Raw genomic sequence first — 14,653 nt, forward strand, 5'->3', positions numbered from 1 at the left:
CCTCGGGCAAAGCCCTGTAGAATCGCCCGGCAAAGCCCGGCGCGAACCGCAACGGGCAGTTTCGTACCCGAGCCAGACGCCATGCCCCTGTTGACCACCCCCTACGCCGAACTCGACCTGATCCGCCAGCCGGAGCAGGCCAACGACCCGTTGCAGGCCTTCGATGCCGCCGACGAGTACCTGCTTGCGCAGCTACACGATCAGGCACCCGACGCCAATTGCCGGGTACTGGTGCTCAATGACAGCTTCGGTGCCCTGGCCGCAAGCCTTGCGGGCCAGCTGCAGGTGGTCAGCAGCGGTGACTCGCACCTGGGGCACCTGGCCCTGGAAAAGAACCTGGCGCGCAATGGCCTGCCGTTCGACAGTGTGCCGTTCGTACCGGCCAGCGAACACTGGCAAGGCCCGTTCGACCGGGTGCTGGTGCGTGTACCCAAGACCCTGGCCCTGCTGGAAGAACAACTGATCCGCCTGCAAGGCCAGCTGGCACCCGGTGCGCAGGTGATTGCTGGGGCAATGATCAAGCACCTGCCACGGGCGGCCGGCGACCTGATGGAGAAGTACATCGGCCCCGTACAGGCTTCGCTGGCACTGAAAAAGGCCCGTTTGCTGACAGCAACGGTTGCCGAGCGGCCGCTCGCCAAGTCCCCCTACCCCAGCTGCTACCGCCTCGACGCGCCGGCACTTGACTTGGTCAACCACGCCAACGTGTTCTGCCGTGAAGGCCTGGATATCGGGACGCGGGCGTTCCTCCCGCATCTACCACGCAACCTCGGCCGTGCGCGGGTGGCAGACCTGGGCTGCGGCAACGGCGTGCTCGCGATCGCCAGCGCCCTGGCCAACCCGGAGGCCGAGTACACCCTGGTCGACGAGTCGTACATGGCAGTGCAATCGGCGCAGGAGAACTGGCTGGCAGCGTTGGGCGAGCGCCCGGCGACCTTCCTCGCGGCCGATGGCCTGGCCGGGCTGGAGAAACAGTCGCTGGACGTGGTGCTGTGCAACCCGCCGTTCCACCAACAGCAGGTAGTAGGCGATTTCCTCGCCTGGCGCATGTTCCAGCAGGCGCGTGAAGCGCTGGTGGTAGGTGGGGCGCTGTACATCGTAGGTAACCGGCATCTGGGCTATCACAGCAAGCTGGCGCGGTTGTTCCGGGGGGTGGAGCAGGTGGCGGCAACGCCCAAGTTCGTCATTCTGAAAGCCCGCAAGTAGGCGCGCCACCGCCCCCGTAGGAGCGGGCTTGCCCGCGAACACCGGCAACGCCGGTGCCATCTAGCGCGTTGCCTGCTTCGTGGGCAAGCCCGCTGCCGCTCTTTATCAGTGTGTGGTCAGGCCCGCCGCCCCCATGAACAGCCGCATCACCCAGGCCGCCACACCCAGCGCTGCGACGCTCATCGCCCAGATCAGCAACAGCCAACCCAGTCGCTGCCACAGCGGTTTCTTGTCTTCCAAACCATGCTTGCCAGCCATCATGCAGCCCTCCTAGTGATAGCCGTCTTCGTGGGTCACCTTGCCGCGGAACACGTAGTAGCTCCAGAAGGTATACATGAGGATAAACGGCAGGATGAACAGGGTACCCACCAGCATGAAGCCCTGGCTTTGCGGTGGCGCTGCGGCATCCCAGATCGAAATCGACGGCGGGATGATGTTAGGCCACAGGCTGATTCCCAAGCCGCTGTAGCCCAGGAAGATCAGTACCAGGGTGAGCAGGAACGGCGTGTAGTGCGCGTTGCGTGCCACCGCTTTGAGCAACCCGTAGAAGGTCACCAGCACCAGCAGCGGTACCGGCATGAACCAGATCAGGTTGGGCATGCTGAACCAGCGGTCGGCAATCTGCGGGTAGGCGATGGGCGTCCACAGGCTGACGATACCGATCACCACCAGCAGCACCAGCGCCAGCGGCCGGGCCATATCGTGCATCTTCTGCTGCAGCGGCCCTTCGGTCTTCATGATCAGCCAGGTGCAACCCAGCAAGGTGTAGGCCACGATCAACCCCAGCCCGCAGAACAGGCTGAATGGGGTCAGCCAGTCCAGGGTGCCACCGGCAAAATGCCGGTCGACCACCTTGAACCCCTCCAGGAACGCGCCCAGCGCCACGCCCTGGAAGAAGGTGGCGATCAGCGAACCCCAGATAAAAGCCTTGTCCCAGATGTGTCGTTTGTCGGCCTTGGCCTTGAAGCGGAACTCGAAGGCCACGCCTCGGAAAATCAGGCCGATCAGCATCAGGATCAGGGGCAGGTACAGGGCCTCGAGGACCACGGCATACGCCATCGGGAAGGCCCCGAACAGTCCGGCACCGCCCAGGACCAACCAGGTTTCGTTGCCGTCCCATACCGGCGCGACAGTGTTCATCATGACATCACGGTCCTGCTCGCCCTTGACGAAGGGGAAGAGCATGCCGATCCCCAGGTCGAATCCGTCCATCACCACGTACATCATGACGCCGAAGATGATGATCACGGCCCAGATCAGTGGAAGGTCGATACCCATGGTTCAGTTCCCCTCGTTCAGGCTGGCAGAGGTGGCCTCGCGGCCATCATCGGCGGCGGACAAAGGCCGTGCCGGCGTGCGTTTCTGGCCTGGGCCTCCCGGTGTGTGCTCGTCACCCTCACCGGTTTGCGGCCCTTTGCGCACCAGGCGCATCATGTAGCCAAGGCCGGTGCCAAACAGGGCGAAGTACACCACCACGAACGCCACAAGGGTGAAGCCGAGCTGAGCGTAGCTGTGGTTGGAAACACCGTCCGCCGTGCGCATCAGGCCGTACACCACCCAGGGCTGGCGGCCAATTTCGGTGGTGAACCAGCCGGCCAGCAGTGCGACCAGCCCGGATGGGCCCATCCACAGGGCCACATGCAGGAACGGGCGTGAACTGTACAGCGTGCCGCGTTTGCGCAACCACAGGCTCCACAGGCCAACGAAGATCATCAGGAAACCAAGCCCGACCATGATCCGGAACGACCAGAACACAATGGTCGAATTAGGCCGGTCCTCGGGCGGAAACTCCTTCATCGCCGGCACCTGCTTGTCCAGGCTGTGAGTCAGGATCAGGCTGCCGAGGGCCGGAATCTCGATCTTGAACCGGGTAGTCTCGGCCTCCATGTCGGGAATGCCGAACAGGATCAGTGGAGTCGGCTCACCGGGCACGTTCTCCCAGTGGCCTTCGATCGCAGCAATTTTCACCGGCTGGTGCTTGAGGGTATTGAGGCCGTGGAAATCGCCGATCACTGCCTGAATCGGGGCGACGATCAATGCCATCCACATGGCCATCGACAGCATCTTGCGTACAGCCGGGTTGTCACGCCCGCGCAGCAGGTGCCAGGCCGCCGAGGCACCGACGAAGAACGCGGTGGACACGAACGCGGCAGTAGCCATGTGCATCAGGCGGTAGGGGAAGGAGGGGTTGAACACCACCGCAAACCAGTCCACCGGCACCACCCGACCATCGATGATCTCGTGACCTTGCGGGGTTTGCATCCAGCTGTTGGAGGCGAGAATCCAGAAGGTAGAGACCAGCGTACCGAGCGCTACCATCACCGTGGAGAAGAAGTGCAGACCACGGCCGACGCGGTTCCAGCCAAACAACATGACGCCCAGGAAACCGGCCTCGAGGAAGAACGCAGTCAGTACTTCGTAGGTGAGCAGCGGGCCGGTGACGGCACCGGCAAAGTCGGAGAAGCGGCTCCAGTTGGTGCCGAACTGGTAGGCCATGACCAGGCCGGAGACGACGCCCATGCCGAAGTTGACGGCGAAGATCTTTGACCAGAAGTGATAGAGGTCACGGTAGACCTGGTTGTGGGTCCGCAGCCATAGGCCTTCGAGGACTGCCAGGTAGCTGGCCAGGCCAATGGTGATGGCCGGGAACAGGATGTGGAACGACACGGTAAAGGCAAACTGCATTCGGGCGAGCTCTAAGGCCTCTATTCCGAACATGGTGCTTCCTCTTCAGATAATCCGGCGTCCGGGCTTGTGGCCCCAGTCGCCCACTGCCCCCACTGGGTCGAGTACGGCGTGTTGGAATTGTTCTGTTCGATCGCAGGGATTCCGGCCAGACGGCCAATTCATTGATCTGGAACGATTGACCCAGATCAATGAATGCTAGGAAGCATAGTCCCGAATGGCCCGGTGGGCCGTGTGGTGGATTGCCGCGTGACCTGTTGCCTCACCCTCTTTGATTAGCAGTGGAAAAGTGCCGACCTGAGCAAACAGTAACCGCTTGTTACAAACAGATGATACGCTGCGCCCCCCTCTACTGCGCCGAGGCCCCTGGTTTCCGATGTCCGATTCCGCACCGCAGTTGTTGCGTCACCATCGTCCTTTTCTGGCCTTCTGGCTGGCCCGCGTGTTCACCGCCAGCGGCTTCCAGATGCTCACCGTGGCCATCGGCTGGCACCTCTACCAATTGACCGGCAACGTCCTGGACCTGGGCCTGGTCGGCCTGGTCGAGTTCGCCCCACGGGTGCTGTTCATGCTGCACACCGGCCATGTCGCCGACCGCTATGACAGGCGCAAGGTCGCCGCCTTGTGCCAGAGCCTCCAGGGGCTGATTGCCCTGGCGCTGGCGGTGGGCAGTGCCACCGACAACGTCACCCGCGAACTGATCTTTGCCCTGGCCTTCCTGCTCGGCGCCAGCCGCTCATTCGAAATGCCGGCAACCCAGGCGCTGTTGCCCAATGTGGTACCGGCCGGGCTGTTCCCGCGGGCAGTGGCGGCGTCGGCCTCGGCCACCCAGTCGGCGACCATCGTGGCGCCGGCGGTGGGCGGATTCCTGTATGCCTTTGGCAGCATGTGGGTGTACGGCCCGACGGTGGCCTTGTACGCCATTGCCTGCGTGCTGACCCTGAGCCTGCAGGCGCGCGGCCAGGTCGCCCAGCGCGGGCGCGCCAGCATCGAATCGCTGCTGGCTGGCATCCGCTTCATTCGCAGCCGGCCCGACATCCTCGGCGCCATCTCGCTGGACCTGTTCGCCGTATTGTTGGGCGGAGCCACCGCGTTGCTGCCGGTATTTGCCAAGGACATCCTGCTGACCGGGCCGATGGGCCTTGGCCTCTTGCGCTCGGCGCCAGCGGTGGGAGCATTGCTGATGTCGCTCTGGTTGGCGCGCTTCCCGTTCCAGCGCAACGTCGGGCGGACGATGTTCACTGCGGTCGGCGTGTTCGGCGTGGCGACCATCGCCTTCGGCCTGTCGACCTCGTTCTGGTTCTCGCTGGCGGTACTGGTGGTACTGGGTGCGGCAGACATGATCAGCATGGTCATTCGCAGTTCGTTCGTGCAGCTGGAGACACCGGATGAAATGCGTGGGCGGGTCAGCGCAGTGAACGGCCTGTTCATCGGTGCCTCGAACCAGCTCGGTGAGTTCGAATCGGGGGTGACCGCGCACTGGTTTGGTACAGTGCCGGCGGTGGTGCTGGGCGGGGTGGGCACTTTGGTGGTGACCGGGGTGTGGATAAAACTGTTCCCTACCCTGGCCAAGCGGGACCGGTTGCATAACGGGTGATGGGTCACCTGTGCCCGCCGCTTCGCGGGCAAGCCCGCGCCTACGGGGGAACTTCCCCGCACAGGGCCAGAAAAACCCATTCCCCAACGGCCATAGGCCCCCGCCATGCATGCTGGTATGATGCGCGGCTTTTTTCCTCCCCACACAAAACCACGGCATCCGGTACGGTCTGTGCTTTGCTGTTGGGGTCGATACATTCATGGCGCCGGGGGCGCCTTGGGGAGCGGGCATGCTGGAAAGGCTGTTTCAACTAAGAGCACACAACACCAACGTGCGCACCGAGATTCTCGCGGGCGTCACCACCTTCCTGGCCATGGCCTACATCCTGTTCGTCAACCCGAGCATCCTCGGCGAGACCGGCATGGACAAGGGCGCGATCTTCGTCGCCACCTGCCTGGCAGCGGCCATCGGCTCCGCCACCATGGGCCTGATTGCCAACTACCCGATCGCCCTGGCACCGGGCATGGGCCTGAACGCGTTCTTCACCTACACCGTGGTGCTGCACATGGGCCACACCTGGCAGGTGGCACTGGGTGCCGTGTTCCTGTCGGCGGTGATGTTCTTCCTGCTGTCGATCTTCCGCATCCGCGAGTGGATCGTGAACAGCATCCCGCTGCCGCTGCGTTCGGCGATTGCCGCCGGCATTGGCCTGTTCCTGGCATTGATCGCCCTGCATAACGCCGGCATCGTCGTCGATAACCCAGCCACTTTGGTGGGCATGGGCGACCTCAAGCAGCCGTCGGTGATTCTCGCCACACTGGGCTTTTTCCTGATCGTCGGCCTTGAGTCGCTGAAAGTGCGCGGCGCGGTGCTGATCGGCATCCTGGCCGTCACCGTCGCGTCGATCGCCATGGGCGTCACGCCGTTCGGCGGGATCGTGTCGATGCCACCTTCACTGGCACCCACCTTCCTGCAGCTGGACATCGCCGGTGCCCTCGATGTGGGCCTGATCAGCGTGATCTTCGCGTTCCTGTTCGTCGACCTGTTCGACAACTCCGGCACCCTGATCGCCGTGGCCAAGCGCGCCGGCCTGATGGGCAAGGACGGCCACATGCCGAAGATGGGCCGCGCCCTGATCGCCGACAGCACCGCCGCCATGGCCGGCTCCCTGCTGGGCACCTCGACCACCACCAGCTATATCGAGTCCGCTGCGGGTGTGAGCGCCGGTGGCCGCACCGGCCTGACGGCCATCGTGGTTGCCGTGCTGTTCCTGCTGGCGCTGTTCTTTGCCCCACTGGCCGGTAGCGTGCCCGCCTTCGCCACCGCTCCGGCGCTGCTGTTCGTCGCGGTACTGATGGCCTCGGGCCTGGCGGAAATAAACTGGGACGACGTCACCGAAGCCGCACCGGCGGTGGTAACTGCCTTGGCCATGCCGCTGACGTACTCGATCGCCAATGGTATCGCCTTCGGCTTCATCGCCTGGACCGCCGTCAAGTTGATCTCGGGCCGCCACCGCGAACTCAACTCGGCCCTGGTGATCCTTTCCATCCTGTTCGTCATCAAGCTAGGCTGGTTCAACGCATGAGTGCTGCTTTCGACCCCTCCTCCTACGCCACCCAACTGGACGCCAAGGTGGCCCGGCTGCGCGAGCTGCTGGCGCCATTCGGCGCGCCGGAACCGGCTGTTTTCGACTCACCGCGCGAGCATTACCGCCTGCGCGCCGAGTTCCGCCTGTGGCGCGAGGATGGCCAGCGCCACTACGCCATGTTCGCCCCGGGCGAGAAGCACAAGGCAATCCTGATCGACGATTTCCCCATTGCCAGCGAACGCATCAACGCGTTGATGCCACGCCTGAAGGCAGCCTGGCAGGCCAGCGAAGAACTGGGCAACCGCCTGTTCCAGGTGGAGTTCCTCACCACGCTGGCTGGCGATGCGATGATCACGATGTGCTATCACCGCCCGCTGGACGAGGCCTGGGAAGTGGAAGCACGGCAACTGGCTGAAGCGCTGGGGGTGAGCGTCATCGGCCGCTCCAAGGGCAAGCGCTTGGTTATCGGCCGCGACTACGCGGTGGAAAAACTTGATGTGGCTGGCCGCGTGTTCAGTTACCGCCAGCCGGAGGGTGCGTTCACCCAGCCCAACGGCGCAGTGAACCAGAAGATGCTCAGCTGGGCCTTCGAGGCCATTGGCGAGCGTGAGGATGACCTGCTGGAGCTGTATTGCGGCAACGGCAACTTCACCCTGCCGCTGGCCACGCGTGTACGCCAGGTGCTGGCCACCGAAATCAGCAAGACGTCGGTCAATGCCGCCCTGAGCAACCTTGACGAAAACGCTGTGGATAACGTGCGGCTGGTACGTTTGTCGGCAGAGGAGCTGACCCAGGCACTGAATGAGGTGCGGCCGTTCCGTCGCCTGGAAGGCATCGACCTGAAGAGTTATCAGTTCGGTACCGTGTTCGTCGACCCACCGCGTGCGGGGATGGACCCGGATACCTGCGAGCTGACCCGGCGTTTCGAGCGCATTCTGTACATCTCGTGCAACCCGGAAACGCTGGCAGCGAACATTGCCCAGTTGCAGGACACCCACCGCATCGAGCGCTGTGCATTGTTTGACCAGTTCCCGTATACCCACCATATGGAGAGTGGGGTTCTGCTGGTTCGGCGCTGATCGTTGTATTGCCGGGGCTGCTTTGCAGCCCATTCGCGGGCAAGCCCGCTCCGACATTGATCGGCGTCGGTGTACGCAGATCGTTGTAGGAGCGGGCTTGCCCGCGAATGGGCCGCAGAGCGGCCCCAAGCTTCACCTCAGAAGTCGAAGAAGACGGTCTCCCCTTCCCCCTGAATGCGGATATCAAAGCGGTACGCCGTCTTCCCATCCACTTCGCAACGCTTGGCAATCAAGGTTTCACGCCGCTGCGGCTGCTCGATCAGGTTGAGCACCGGGCACTTGGCATTGGCCTGGGCCTCATCATCGAAATACAGGCGCGTGTGCAGGTGGATGTTGATGCCACGGGCAAACAGGCTGATGTTGATGTGCGGCGCCATCGGCACGCCAGCAGCGTTGTTCACCACACCCGGCTTGACCGTTTGCAGCGTCCACTCACCGGCATCGAAGGTGGTAGCCGTGCGGCCAAAGCTGTTGAAGGCGTTTTCCAGGTTGTAGGCATCCTGGTACTCACCGTTGGCGTCGGCCTGCCACACCTCCAGGAACGAGTCGCGCACAAGGTGGCCGTTTCCGTCGTAAACGTGGCCGATCAGCAGAATGTGCTCGCCCGGGGCGTCTGGCTTGGCCAGGCAGTTCCAGATTTCCTGGTCGCGGGTCGGGTTGCCGGCGGCTTCCAGGGCCAGGCCGATGTGCACGTAGGGGCCGGCAGTCTGCGAAGGGGTTTCCGGCAGCAGTTCGATTGGCATGGCGGGGTCCTCAGCAGTTTTCGAAGTGGGTCTTGCGCTGGCCGCGCAGCACGATGTCGAAGCGGTAGGCCAGGCAGTCCATCGGGTTGGCGTTGCTCATGTCGAGCTTGGCGATCAACTGCTGCACGGCTTGCGGGTTGGCGATCGACTTGACGATCGGGCACATCGGGATCAGCGGGTCACCTTCGAAGTACAACTGGGTGATCAGCTTGGTGGCGATCGATGGGCCGCTGATGGCGAAGTGGATATGCGCCGGGCGCCAGTCGTTCGGGCCGTTGCGCCATGGGTACGGGCCCGGCTTGATGGTGCGGAAGCTGTAATAGCCGTCACGGTCGGTCAGACACCGCCCAACACCACCGAAGTTCGGGTCCAGGGGCGCCAGGTAGCGATCGTTCTTGTGGCGATAGCGGCCGCCGGCGTTGGCTTGCCACATCTCCACCAGAGTGTTCGGCACAGGCTTGCCGTACTGGTCGACGACACGGCCGGCGACGATGATGCGCTCGCCAATGGGCAGGCCACCGTTATTGAAGTTCAGCAGCAGGTCATGGTCGTGGGCGCCGAAGCCCAGATGGGAAAAGTCCGGACCAGTGGTTTCGCTGATCGACTGCGGAATGCTGACCAGTGCCTGGCGCGGCGAGCGGGCAACGGAGGTCTTATAGTCAGGCGTAAGGGCTTTAGGGTGCCAGTTGCGATCACGGATCACGAAGCGGCTGTTGTCCTGGGCGGGCATGCCGGTTTCCTCTCTTGGAATTATGAGAACGCCTGAGTGTGGCAGGCGGACTTACAGTTTCCGGCAGGTCGCGGGCGATGAACATTGAAATCGACCCCTTGATACATAACCAAATGGTTATGTATAAACACCTCGGCCTGACAGGTTCCACCTTCGTGAACTAATCTTTGTCTTCTTGTTTCACGCTCGGAGAGCATTCATGGAATGGCGAAAAGGCCGACGCAGCGACAACGTGGTCGATGCCCGAGGCGAATGTGGCGGCGGCGGCATGCGTTTCGGCGGCGGCAAGGGGCTGGGGCTTGGGGCAATCCTGCTGATCGTCGGCATCGGCTGGCTCACCGGGCAGGACCCGTTGCAGATTCTTGGCCAGCTTGCCGGGCAGATGGAGCAGCAACAACAGCAGACGGCGCCCAGTGGTGCGGGCGGCAAGGCGCCACCGGCCAACGACCAGCAAGCCGAGTTCGTCGCCTCGGTTCTGGGTGACACCGAAGACACCTGGAAAGCCCTGTTCGCCGAGGCCGGCAAACAATACCGTGACCCCAAACTGGTCCTGTTCAGCGGCCAGGTCAATTCGGCCTGCGGATTTGCCTCGGCCGCGGTTGGGCCGTTCTATTGCCCGGCGGACCAGCGGGTGTACCTGGACATGTCGTTCTTCCATGAAATGGAAACCCGCTTCGCTGCAGCGGGCGACTTCGCCCAGGCCTACGTGATCGCCCATGAAATCGGTCACCATGTGCAGACGCTGCTGGGCGTTTCGGCCAAGGTCGACGCCGCACGACGCGCCGGCCAGCGCATGGAGGGCGACAACGGCCTGTTGGTGCGCCAGGAGTTGCAGGCCGACTGTCTGGCCGGGGTATGGGCCTACCAGGCGCAGAAACGCCTGAACTGGCTGGAGCCAGGCGATGTCGAGGAAGCGCTGAATGCGGCCAATGCCATTGGCGACGACCGCCTGCAGCAGCAAAGCCGCGGGCGCGTAGTGCCAGACTCGTTCACCCACGGTACCTCGGCGCAGCGGGTGCGCTGGTTCAAGGCCGGGTTTGCCGAAGGTGAGGTGAACCGCTGCGACACCTTCAGTGCGCGCACCCTCTGATACCCGGTGCAACAGGGACCGAGTGAGACCGTCTTGCTGATATTTTGCTGAAAAAGCGTTTCAGCTTCCCCAATCATGGCCGATAACCCCTGCACGAATCAGCGGGCATCCAGAACAAAAACGCCTGGCGATCGAAGATCAAGAGAGCGAAATCAACTTCTGGAGAGCGTGCATGAACAGCTGGTTCGCCAACATCAGCGTCAACCTTAAACTCGGCCTGGGCTTCGGCCTGGTGCTGGTCCTCACTGGCCTGCTGGCCCTCACCGGCTGGACCAGCCTGGGCAGCCTGATCGACCGTAGCAACTGGATGGGCGATATTGGTCAGCTGAACAAAGACCTCACCGATCTGCGCATTGCGCGCCTGCAGTACATGATCGCCAACGGCGACGATACCGCCGCCGCCAACACCCTGGCCAAGCTGGACGCATTCAGCAAGCAGCAGGCCTACCTGGCCACCACCTTCAAAAGCCCGGAGAACGTCAAGCTGCTGGGTGAGCTGGGCGATACCATCAGTGCCTACAAGCTGTCGCTGAACAAGATGCGCCAGGGCTACGACGCCACCCGCGCAGCGCGCGTTTCCATGGACAGCTCGGCCATTCGCGCCGACCAGGCCATGGATGCGCTCAGCCAGGAGGTGATGGCTCGCCCCGAGGCTGACAGCGTGCGCCTGGCCCAGTACCAGCTGATCAGCAAGGCCCGCCAGCAATTGCTGCAGGTACGCATCGATGTGCGTGGCTACATCGCCGAGAACAGCAGCGCCAACGAGCAGGCCGCCCTGCGCCAGCTGGATGCAGCACTGGCCGATACCGACAACCTCAAGCGCCAGCTGCCCAGCGAAGACGCGCGCCTGCAACAGTTCGAAAACGCGGTACTGGCCTATCGTGACGCCGTACGCCAGTTCCGCGACGCGGTTGCCAACATCACCACCTCGCGCGCCGAAATGACCGTGCAGGGTGCCGACATCGTCAAGCGCAGCGACGCGTTGTACCAGATCCAGCTGGAGCGCCGTGACATCGAGAGCACCCAGGCCCGCAGCCTGCAGGCCATCGCCACACTGCTGGCGCTGCTGGTCGGCGTGCTGGCGGCGGTGCTGATCACCCGCCAGATCACGCGCCCGTTGCAAGACACCCTGGTGGCCGTGGAAAAAATCGCCAGTGGCGACCTTACCCAGCACATGCGCGTCACCCGCCGTGACGAACTGGGCGTGCTGCAGCAAGGCATCGCGCGCATGGGCACCACCCTGCGCGAGCTGATCAGCGGCATCCGCGATGGTGTCACCCAGATTGCCAGCGCCGCCGAAGAACTGTCGGCAGTCACCGAACAGACCAGCGCGGGCGCCAACAGCCAGAAAGTCGAGACCGACCAGGTGGCCACCGCCATGCACGAAATGGCCGCTACCGTTCAGGAAGTGGCGCGCAATGCCGAGCAGGCCTCACATGCAGCCACCGGAGCCGATGACGAAGCCCGTGCCGGCGACCGCGTGGTGGGCGAAGCGATTGGCCAGATCGAACGCCTGGCCGAAGACATGCACCGCTCCACCGAGGCCATGAACCTGCTGCAGCAGGAAAGCCAGAAAATTGGTAGCGTGATGGACGTGATCAAGTCGGTGGCCGAACAGACCAACCTGCTGGCGCTCAACGCAGCGATCGAGGCGGCGCGTGCCGGCGAGGCAGGCCGTGGCTTTGCCGTGGTTGCCGACGAAGTGCGCGGTCTGGCCCAGCGCACGCAGAAGTCTACCGAAGAGATCGAAGAACTGATTGCCAGCCTGCAGCACGGTACCCAGCAAGTGGCGAATGCCATGCAGGGCAGCCGTACCCTGACCGACAGCAGCGTCGAACTGGCGCGAAAGGCCGGGTCATCGCTGGAGAGCATTACCAGTACGGTATCGAGCATCCAGTCGATGAACCAGCAGATTGCTGCGGCGGCAGAGCAGCAGAGTGCGGTGGCTGAAGAGATCAGCCGAAGCATCCTGAATGTGCGTGATGTGTCAGAGCAAACCGCAGCAGCCAGTGACGAGACGGCAGCGTCGAGTGTGGAGCTGGCGCGGTTGGGTGGGCAGTTGCAGACACTGGTCAGCCAGTTCCGCGTCTGACCGTTGGCACCTGGGGCCGCTTTGCGGCCCTTTCGCGACTCAAGGCCCCCAACGCAGGTCCTCGTGGGAGCGGCCTTGTGTCGCGATAGCAGGGCAAAGCCCTCCCGGCGTTCTGACAGGTACTACTTGACGATCATCCCTACCCCACGCCCACGTGGGTCGGAAGCAGTCTCAAGCTTCGCCCCATCGACCCGGATCGCCTGGATGTCGCCCATCTCCCAGCCCTGGTCCTCCAGCACATAGCCCATCTTCTTCAGCTCCTCAGCTACCGGCCCGGTCAGTGGCGCATAGCTGTCGAAGTAGATGGTGTCCTTGGGCAGCAACTGATGGTGCACGCGCTGCGCCGCCACCGCCTTGTCCAGCGGCATGCCGTAGTCGTACAGGTTGTTCATCACCTGGAAGATCGAGGTAAAGATCCGTGAACCACCCGGGGTACCGATAACCAGCTCGACCTTGCCATCGCGGGTCATCAGGCTGGGGCTCATCGACGACAGCATGCGCTTGCCTGGTTCGATCGCGTTGGCATCACCGCCGACCACGCCAAAGGCGTTCGCCGCCCCTGGTTTGGCACTGAAATCATCCATCTCGTCGTTGAGCAGGAAACCAGCGCCCTTCACCACCACACCACTGCCGTAGTCGAGGTTGAGGGTGTAGGTATTGCTGACCGCGTTGCCCTGCTTGTCGACGATCGAGAAATGCGTGGTCTGGTGCGGTTCAAGGCCCGGCTTGACCTTGTCGGTGTCGGAAATGGCCTTCGGGTTGACCTGAGCTGCGCGCTTGGCCAGGTAATCCTTGGCCACCAGCTGGTCAACCGGCACCTTGGTGAAGGCCGGGTCGCCCAGGTAATCGGCGCGGTCGGCGAACACCCGCTTTTCGATCTCGGCCAACAGGTGGATGTACTGCGCCGAGTTATGCGCCACCCCTTTGAAGTCGGCCGCGCGGTCTTCCTTGATGCCCAGCAACTGGGCCAGCGCCACACCGCCCGAGCTCGGCGGTGGCGCGGTATACACCACATTGCCACGCCAGCTCACGGCCATCGGTTCACGCCATACCGCCTTGTAATCCTTGAGGTCATCTTTGGTAATCAGGCCTTTGTAAGCCTGCATCTGCGCCACCAGCAAATCGGCGGTCTTGCCTTGATAGAACTCGCTCACGCCCTTGTCGGCTATACGCTCCAGGGTCTGGGCCATTTCCGGCTGCTTGAACAGCTCGCCGACCTTCATGTTGCCGAAGTAATCGTTGAAGTTGGTCGCCGTCTTGAACATGCCTTGGGCATCGTTGCGGTACTGGTACTGCTTTTCCGCCACCTTGAAGCCGTTTTTCGCATAGCCGATGGCCGGGGTCAGCAACTCGCTCCAAGGCAGCTTGCCGAACTTCTGGTGCGCCTCCCACAGGCCCATTACCGTACCGGGTACGCCTGCGGCGCGTGCCCCGACCAGGCTGAGGTTCTCGATGACCTCGCCCTTGTCGTCCAGGTACATGTTGCGCGTGGCGGCCTTGGGCGCGACTTCGCGGTAGTCGAGGAAGTAAGGCTTGCCATCGACGAACAGGGTCATGAAGCCGCCACCGCCGATATTACCGGCCTCTGGGTACGTCACCGCCAGGGTGAAGGCGGTCGCTACTGCCGCGTCCACCGCGTTGCCGCCCTTTTTCAGAATATCGGCGGCCACCTGTGCACCATATTGATCGGGGGCGGCCACCGCGCCGCCCTCCAGGGTGGCGGCGTAAACTGAGGAACAGCTCAGGATCGCGGCTGCGAGAGCCAGATACTGGAAAGGGACAATACGCATGACACTTCCTTGGTGTTGTTTTTGTTGAGCAGTCAGTAAGGCCGAAGCGCTTCGACTGTGCAATCAACCGTCGGAAGTTTCGCCGCCTGTGGACAGGATTTGTCGCGATCAGG

At 63.1% G+C, this 14,653-nt stretch carries 12 protein-coding genes; 6 read left to right on the forward strand and 6 right to left on the reverse strand.

Features of this window, described 5'->3' with window-relative positions:
- Positions 1-81: 81 nt before the first annotated feature.
- Positions 82-1,206, forward strand: coding sequence for a methyltransferase (locus ACF8O8_RS03710; RefSeq protein WP_010955306.1), 1,125 nt, complete (start codon positions 82-84; stop codon positions 1,204-1,206).
- 105 nt (positions 1,207-1,311) lie between these two features.
- Here ACF8O8_RS03710 and ACF8O8_RS03715 read toward each other — a convergent pair whose 3' ends face one another.
- From ACF8O8_RS03715 to ACF8O8_RS03725, 3 genes are read right to left on the reverse strand one after another with little or no spacing between them, the layout of a single operon-like run.
- Positions 1,312-1,467 (reverse strand): DUF2474 domain-containing protein, encoded by a 156-nt coding sequence (locus ACF8O8_RS03715; RefSeq protein ID WP_003251614.1) that lies wholly within the window; start codon positions 1,465-1,467, stop codon positions 1,312-1,314.
- A gap of 9 nt (positions 1,468-1,476) precedes the next feature.
- Entirely contained in the window at positions 1,477-2,484 is a 1,008-nt protein-coding gene (cydB, locus tag ACF8O8_RS03720) for a cytochrome d ubiquinol oxidase subunit II (RefSeq protein ID WP_010955308.1), read from the reverse strand.
- Between the two features lie 3 nt (positions 2,485-2,487).
- Entirely contained in the window at positions 2,488-3,924 is a 1,437-nt protein-coding gene (locus ACF8O8_RS03725; protein ID WP_010955309.1) for a cytochrome ubiquinol oxidase subunit I, read from the reverse strand.
- A 343-nt stretch (positions 3,925-4,267) separates the two neighbouring features.
- On the opposite strand from ACF8O8_RS03725, the gene ACF8O8_RS03730 reads away from it, so the two are divergent.
- From ACF8O8_RS03730 to trmA, 3 genes are all read left to right on the forward strand, one after another.
- Positions 4,268-5,488 carry an MFS transporter gene (locus ACF8O8_RS03730; protein ID WP_010955310.1) on the forward strand — a complete coding sequence of 407 codons (1,221 nt, stop codon included), beginning with the start codon at positions 4,268-4,270 and terminating at the stop codon, positions 5,486-5,488.
- A 229-nt stretch (positions 5,489-5,717) separates the two neighbouring features.
- Positions 5,718-7,013 carry an NCS2 family permease gene (locus ACF8O8_RS03735; RefSeq protein WP_392509261.1) on the forward strand — a complete coding sequence of 432 codons (1,296 nt, stop codon included), beginning with the start codon at positions 5,718-5,720 and terminating at the stop codon, positions 7,011-7,013.
- Positions 7,010-8,095, forward strand: a complete 1,086-nt coding sequence (trmA, locus tag ACF8O8_RS03740) for a tRNA (uridine(54)-C5)-methyltransferase TrmA (RefSeq protein ID WP_004575991.1) — start codon at positions 7,010-7,012, stop codon at positions 8,093-8,095. Before ACF8O8_RS03735 ends, trmA begins: the two co-directional genes overlap by 4 nt.
- A 137-nt stretch (positions 8,096-8,232) precedes the next feature.
- Here trmA and pcaG read toward each other — a convergent pair whose 3' ends face one another.
- Both pcaG and pcaH read right to left on the reverse strand, forming a co-directional pair.
- Entirely contained in the window at positions 8,233-8,838 is a 606-nt protein-coding gene (gene pcaG / locus ACF8O8_RS03745; protein ID WP_010955312.1) for a protocatechuate 3,4-dioxygenase subunit alpha, read from the reverse strand.
- 10 nt (positions 8,839-8,848) lie between these two features.
- Complete coding sequence (gene pcaH, locus ACF8O8_RS03750; RefSeq protein ID WP_009682255.1) at positions 8,849-9,568, reverse strand: protocatechuate 3,4-dioxygenase subunit beta; 720 nt, start codon at positions 9,566-9,568, stop codon at positions 8,849-8,851.
- 199 nt (positions 9,569-9,767) lie between these two features.
- Here pcaH and ACF8O8_RS03755 point away from each other — a divergent pair, with 199 nt between their 5' ends.
- Together ACF8O8_RS03755 and ACF8O8_RS03760 are read left to right on the forward strand one after the other, a co-directional pair.
- On the forward strand, positions 9,768-10,658 hold the full coding sequence (locus ACF8O8_RS03755) for a neutral zinc metallopeptidase (protein ID WP_392509262.1): 891 nt from the start codon (positions 9,768-9,770) through the stop codon (positions 10,656-10,658).
- Between the two features lie 124 nt (positions 10,659-10,782).
- Positions 10,783-12,750, forward strand: a complete 1,968-nt coding sequence (locus ACF8O8_RS03760) for a methyl-accepting chemotaxis protein (RefSeq protein ID WP_392509274.1) — start codon at positions 10,783-10,785, stop codon at positions 12,748-12,750.
- 122 nt (positions 12,751-12,872) lie between these two features.
- Here the strand turns inward: ACF8O8_RS03760 and ggt are convergent, their stop codons facing one another.
- Positions 12,873-14,540 carry a gamma-glutamyltransferase gene (ggt, locus tag ACF8O8_RS03765; protein WP_392509263.1) on the reverse strand — a complete coding sequence of 556 codons (1,668 nt, stop codon included), beginning with the start codon at positions 14,538-14,540 and terminating at the stop codon, positions 12,873-12,875.
- Positions 14,541-14,653: the final 113 nt, after the last annotated feature.

The organism is Pseudomonas sp. TYF_14 (genome assembly GCF_043105275.1).
In the GTDB taxonomy this organism is placed as follows: domain Bacteria; phylum Pseudomonadota; class Gammaproteobacteria; order Pseudomonadales; family Pseudomonadaceae; genus Aquipseudomonas; species Aquipseudomonas alloputida.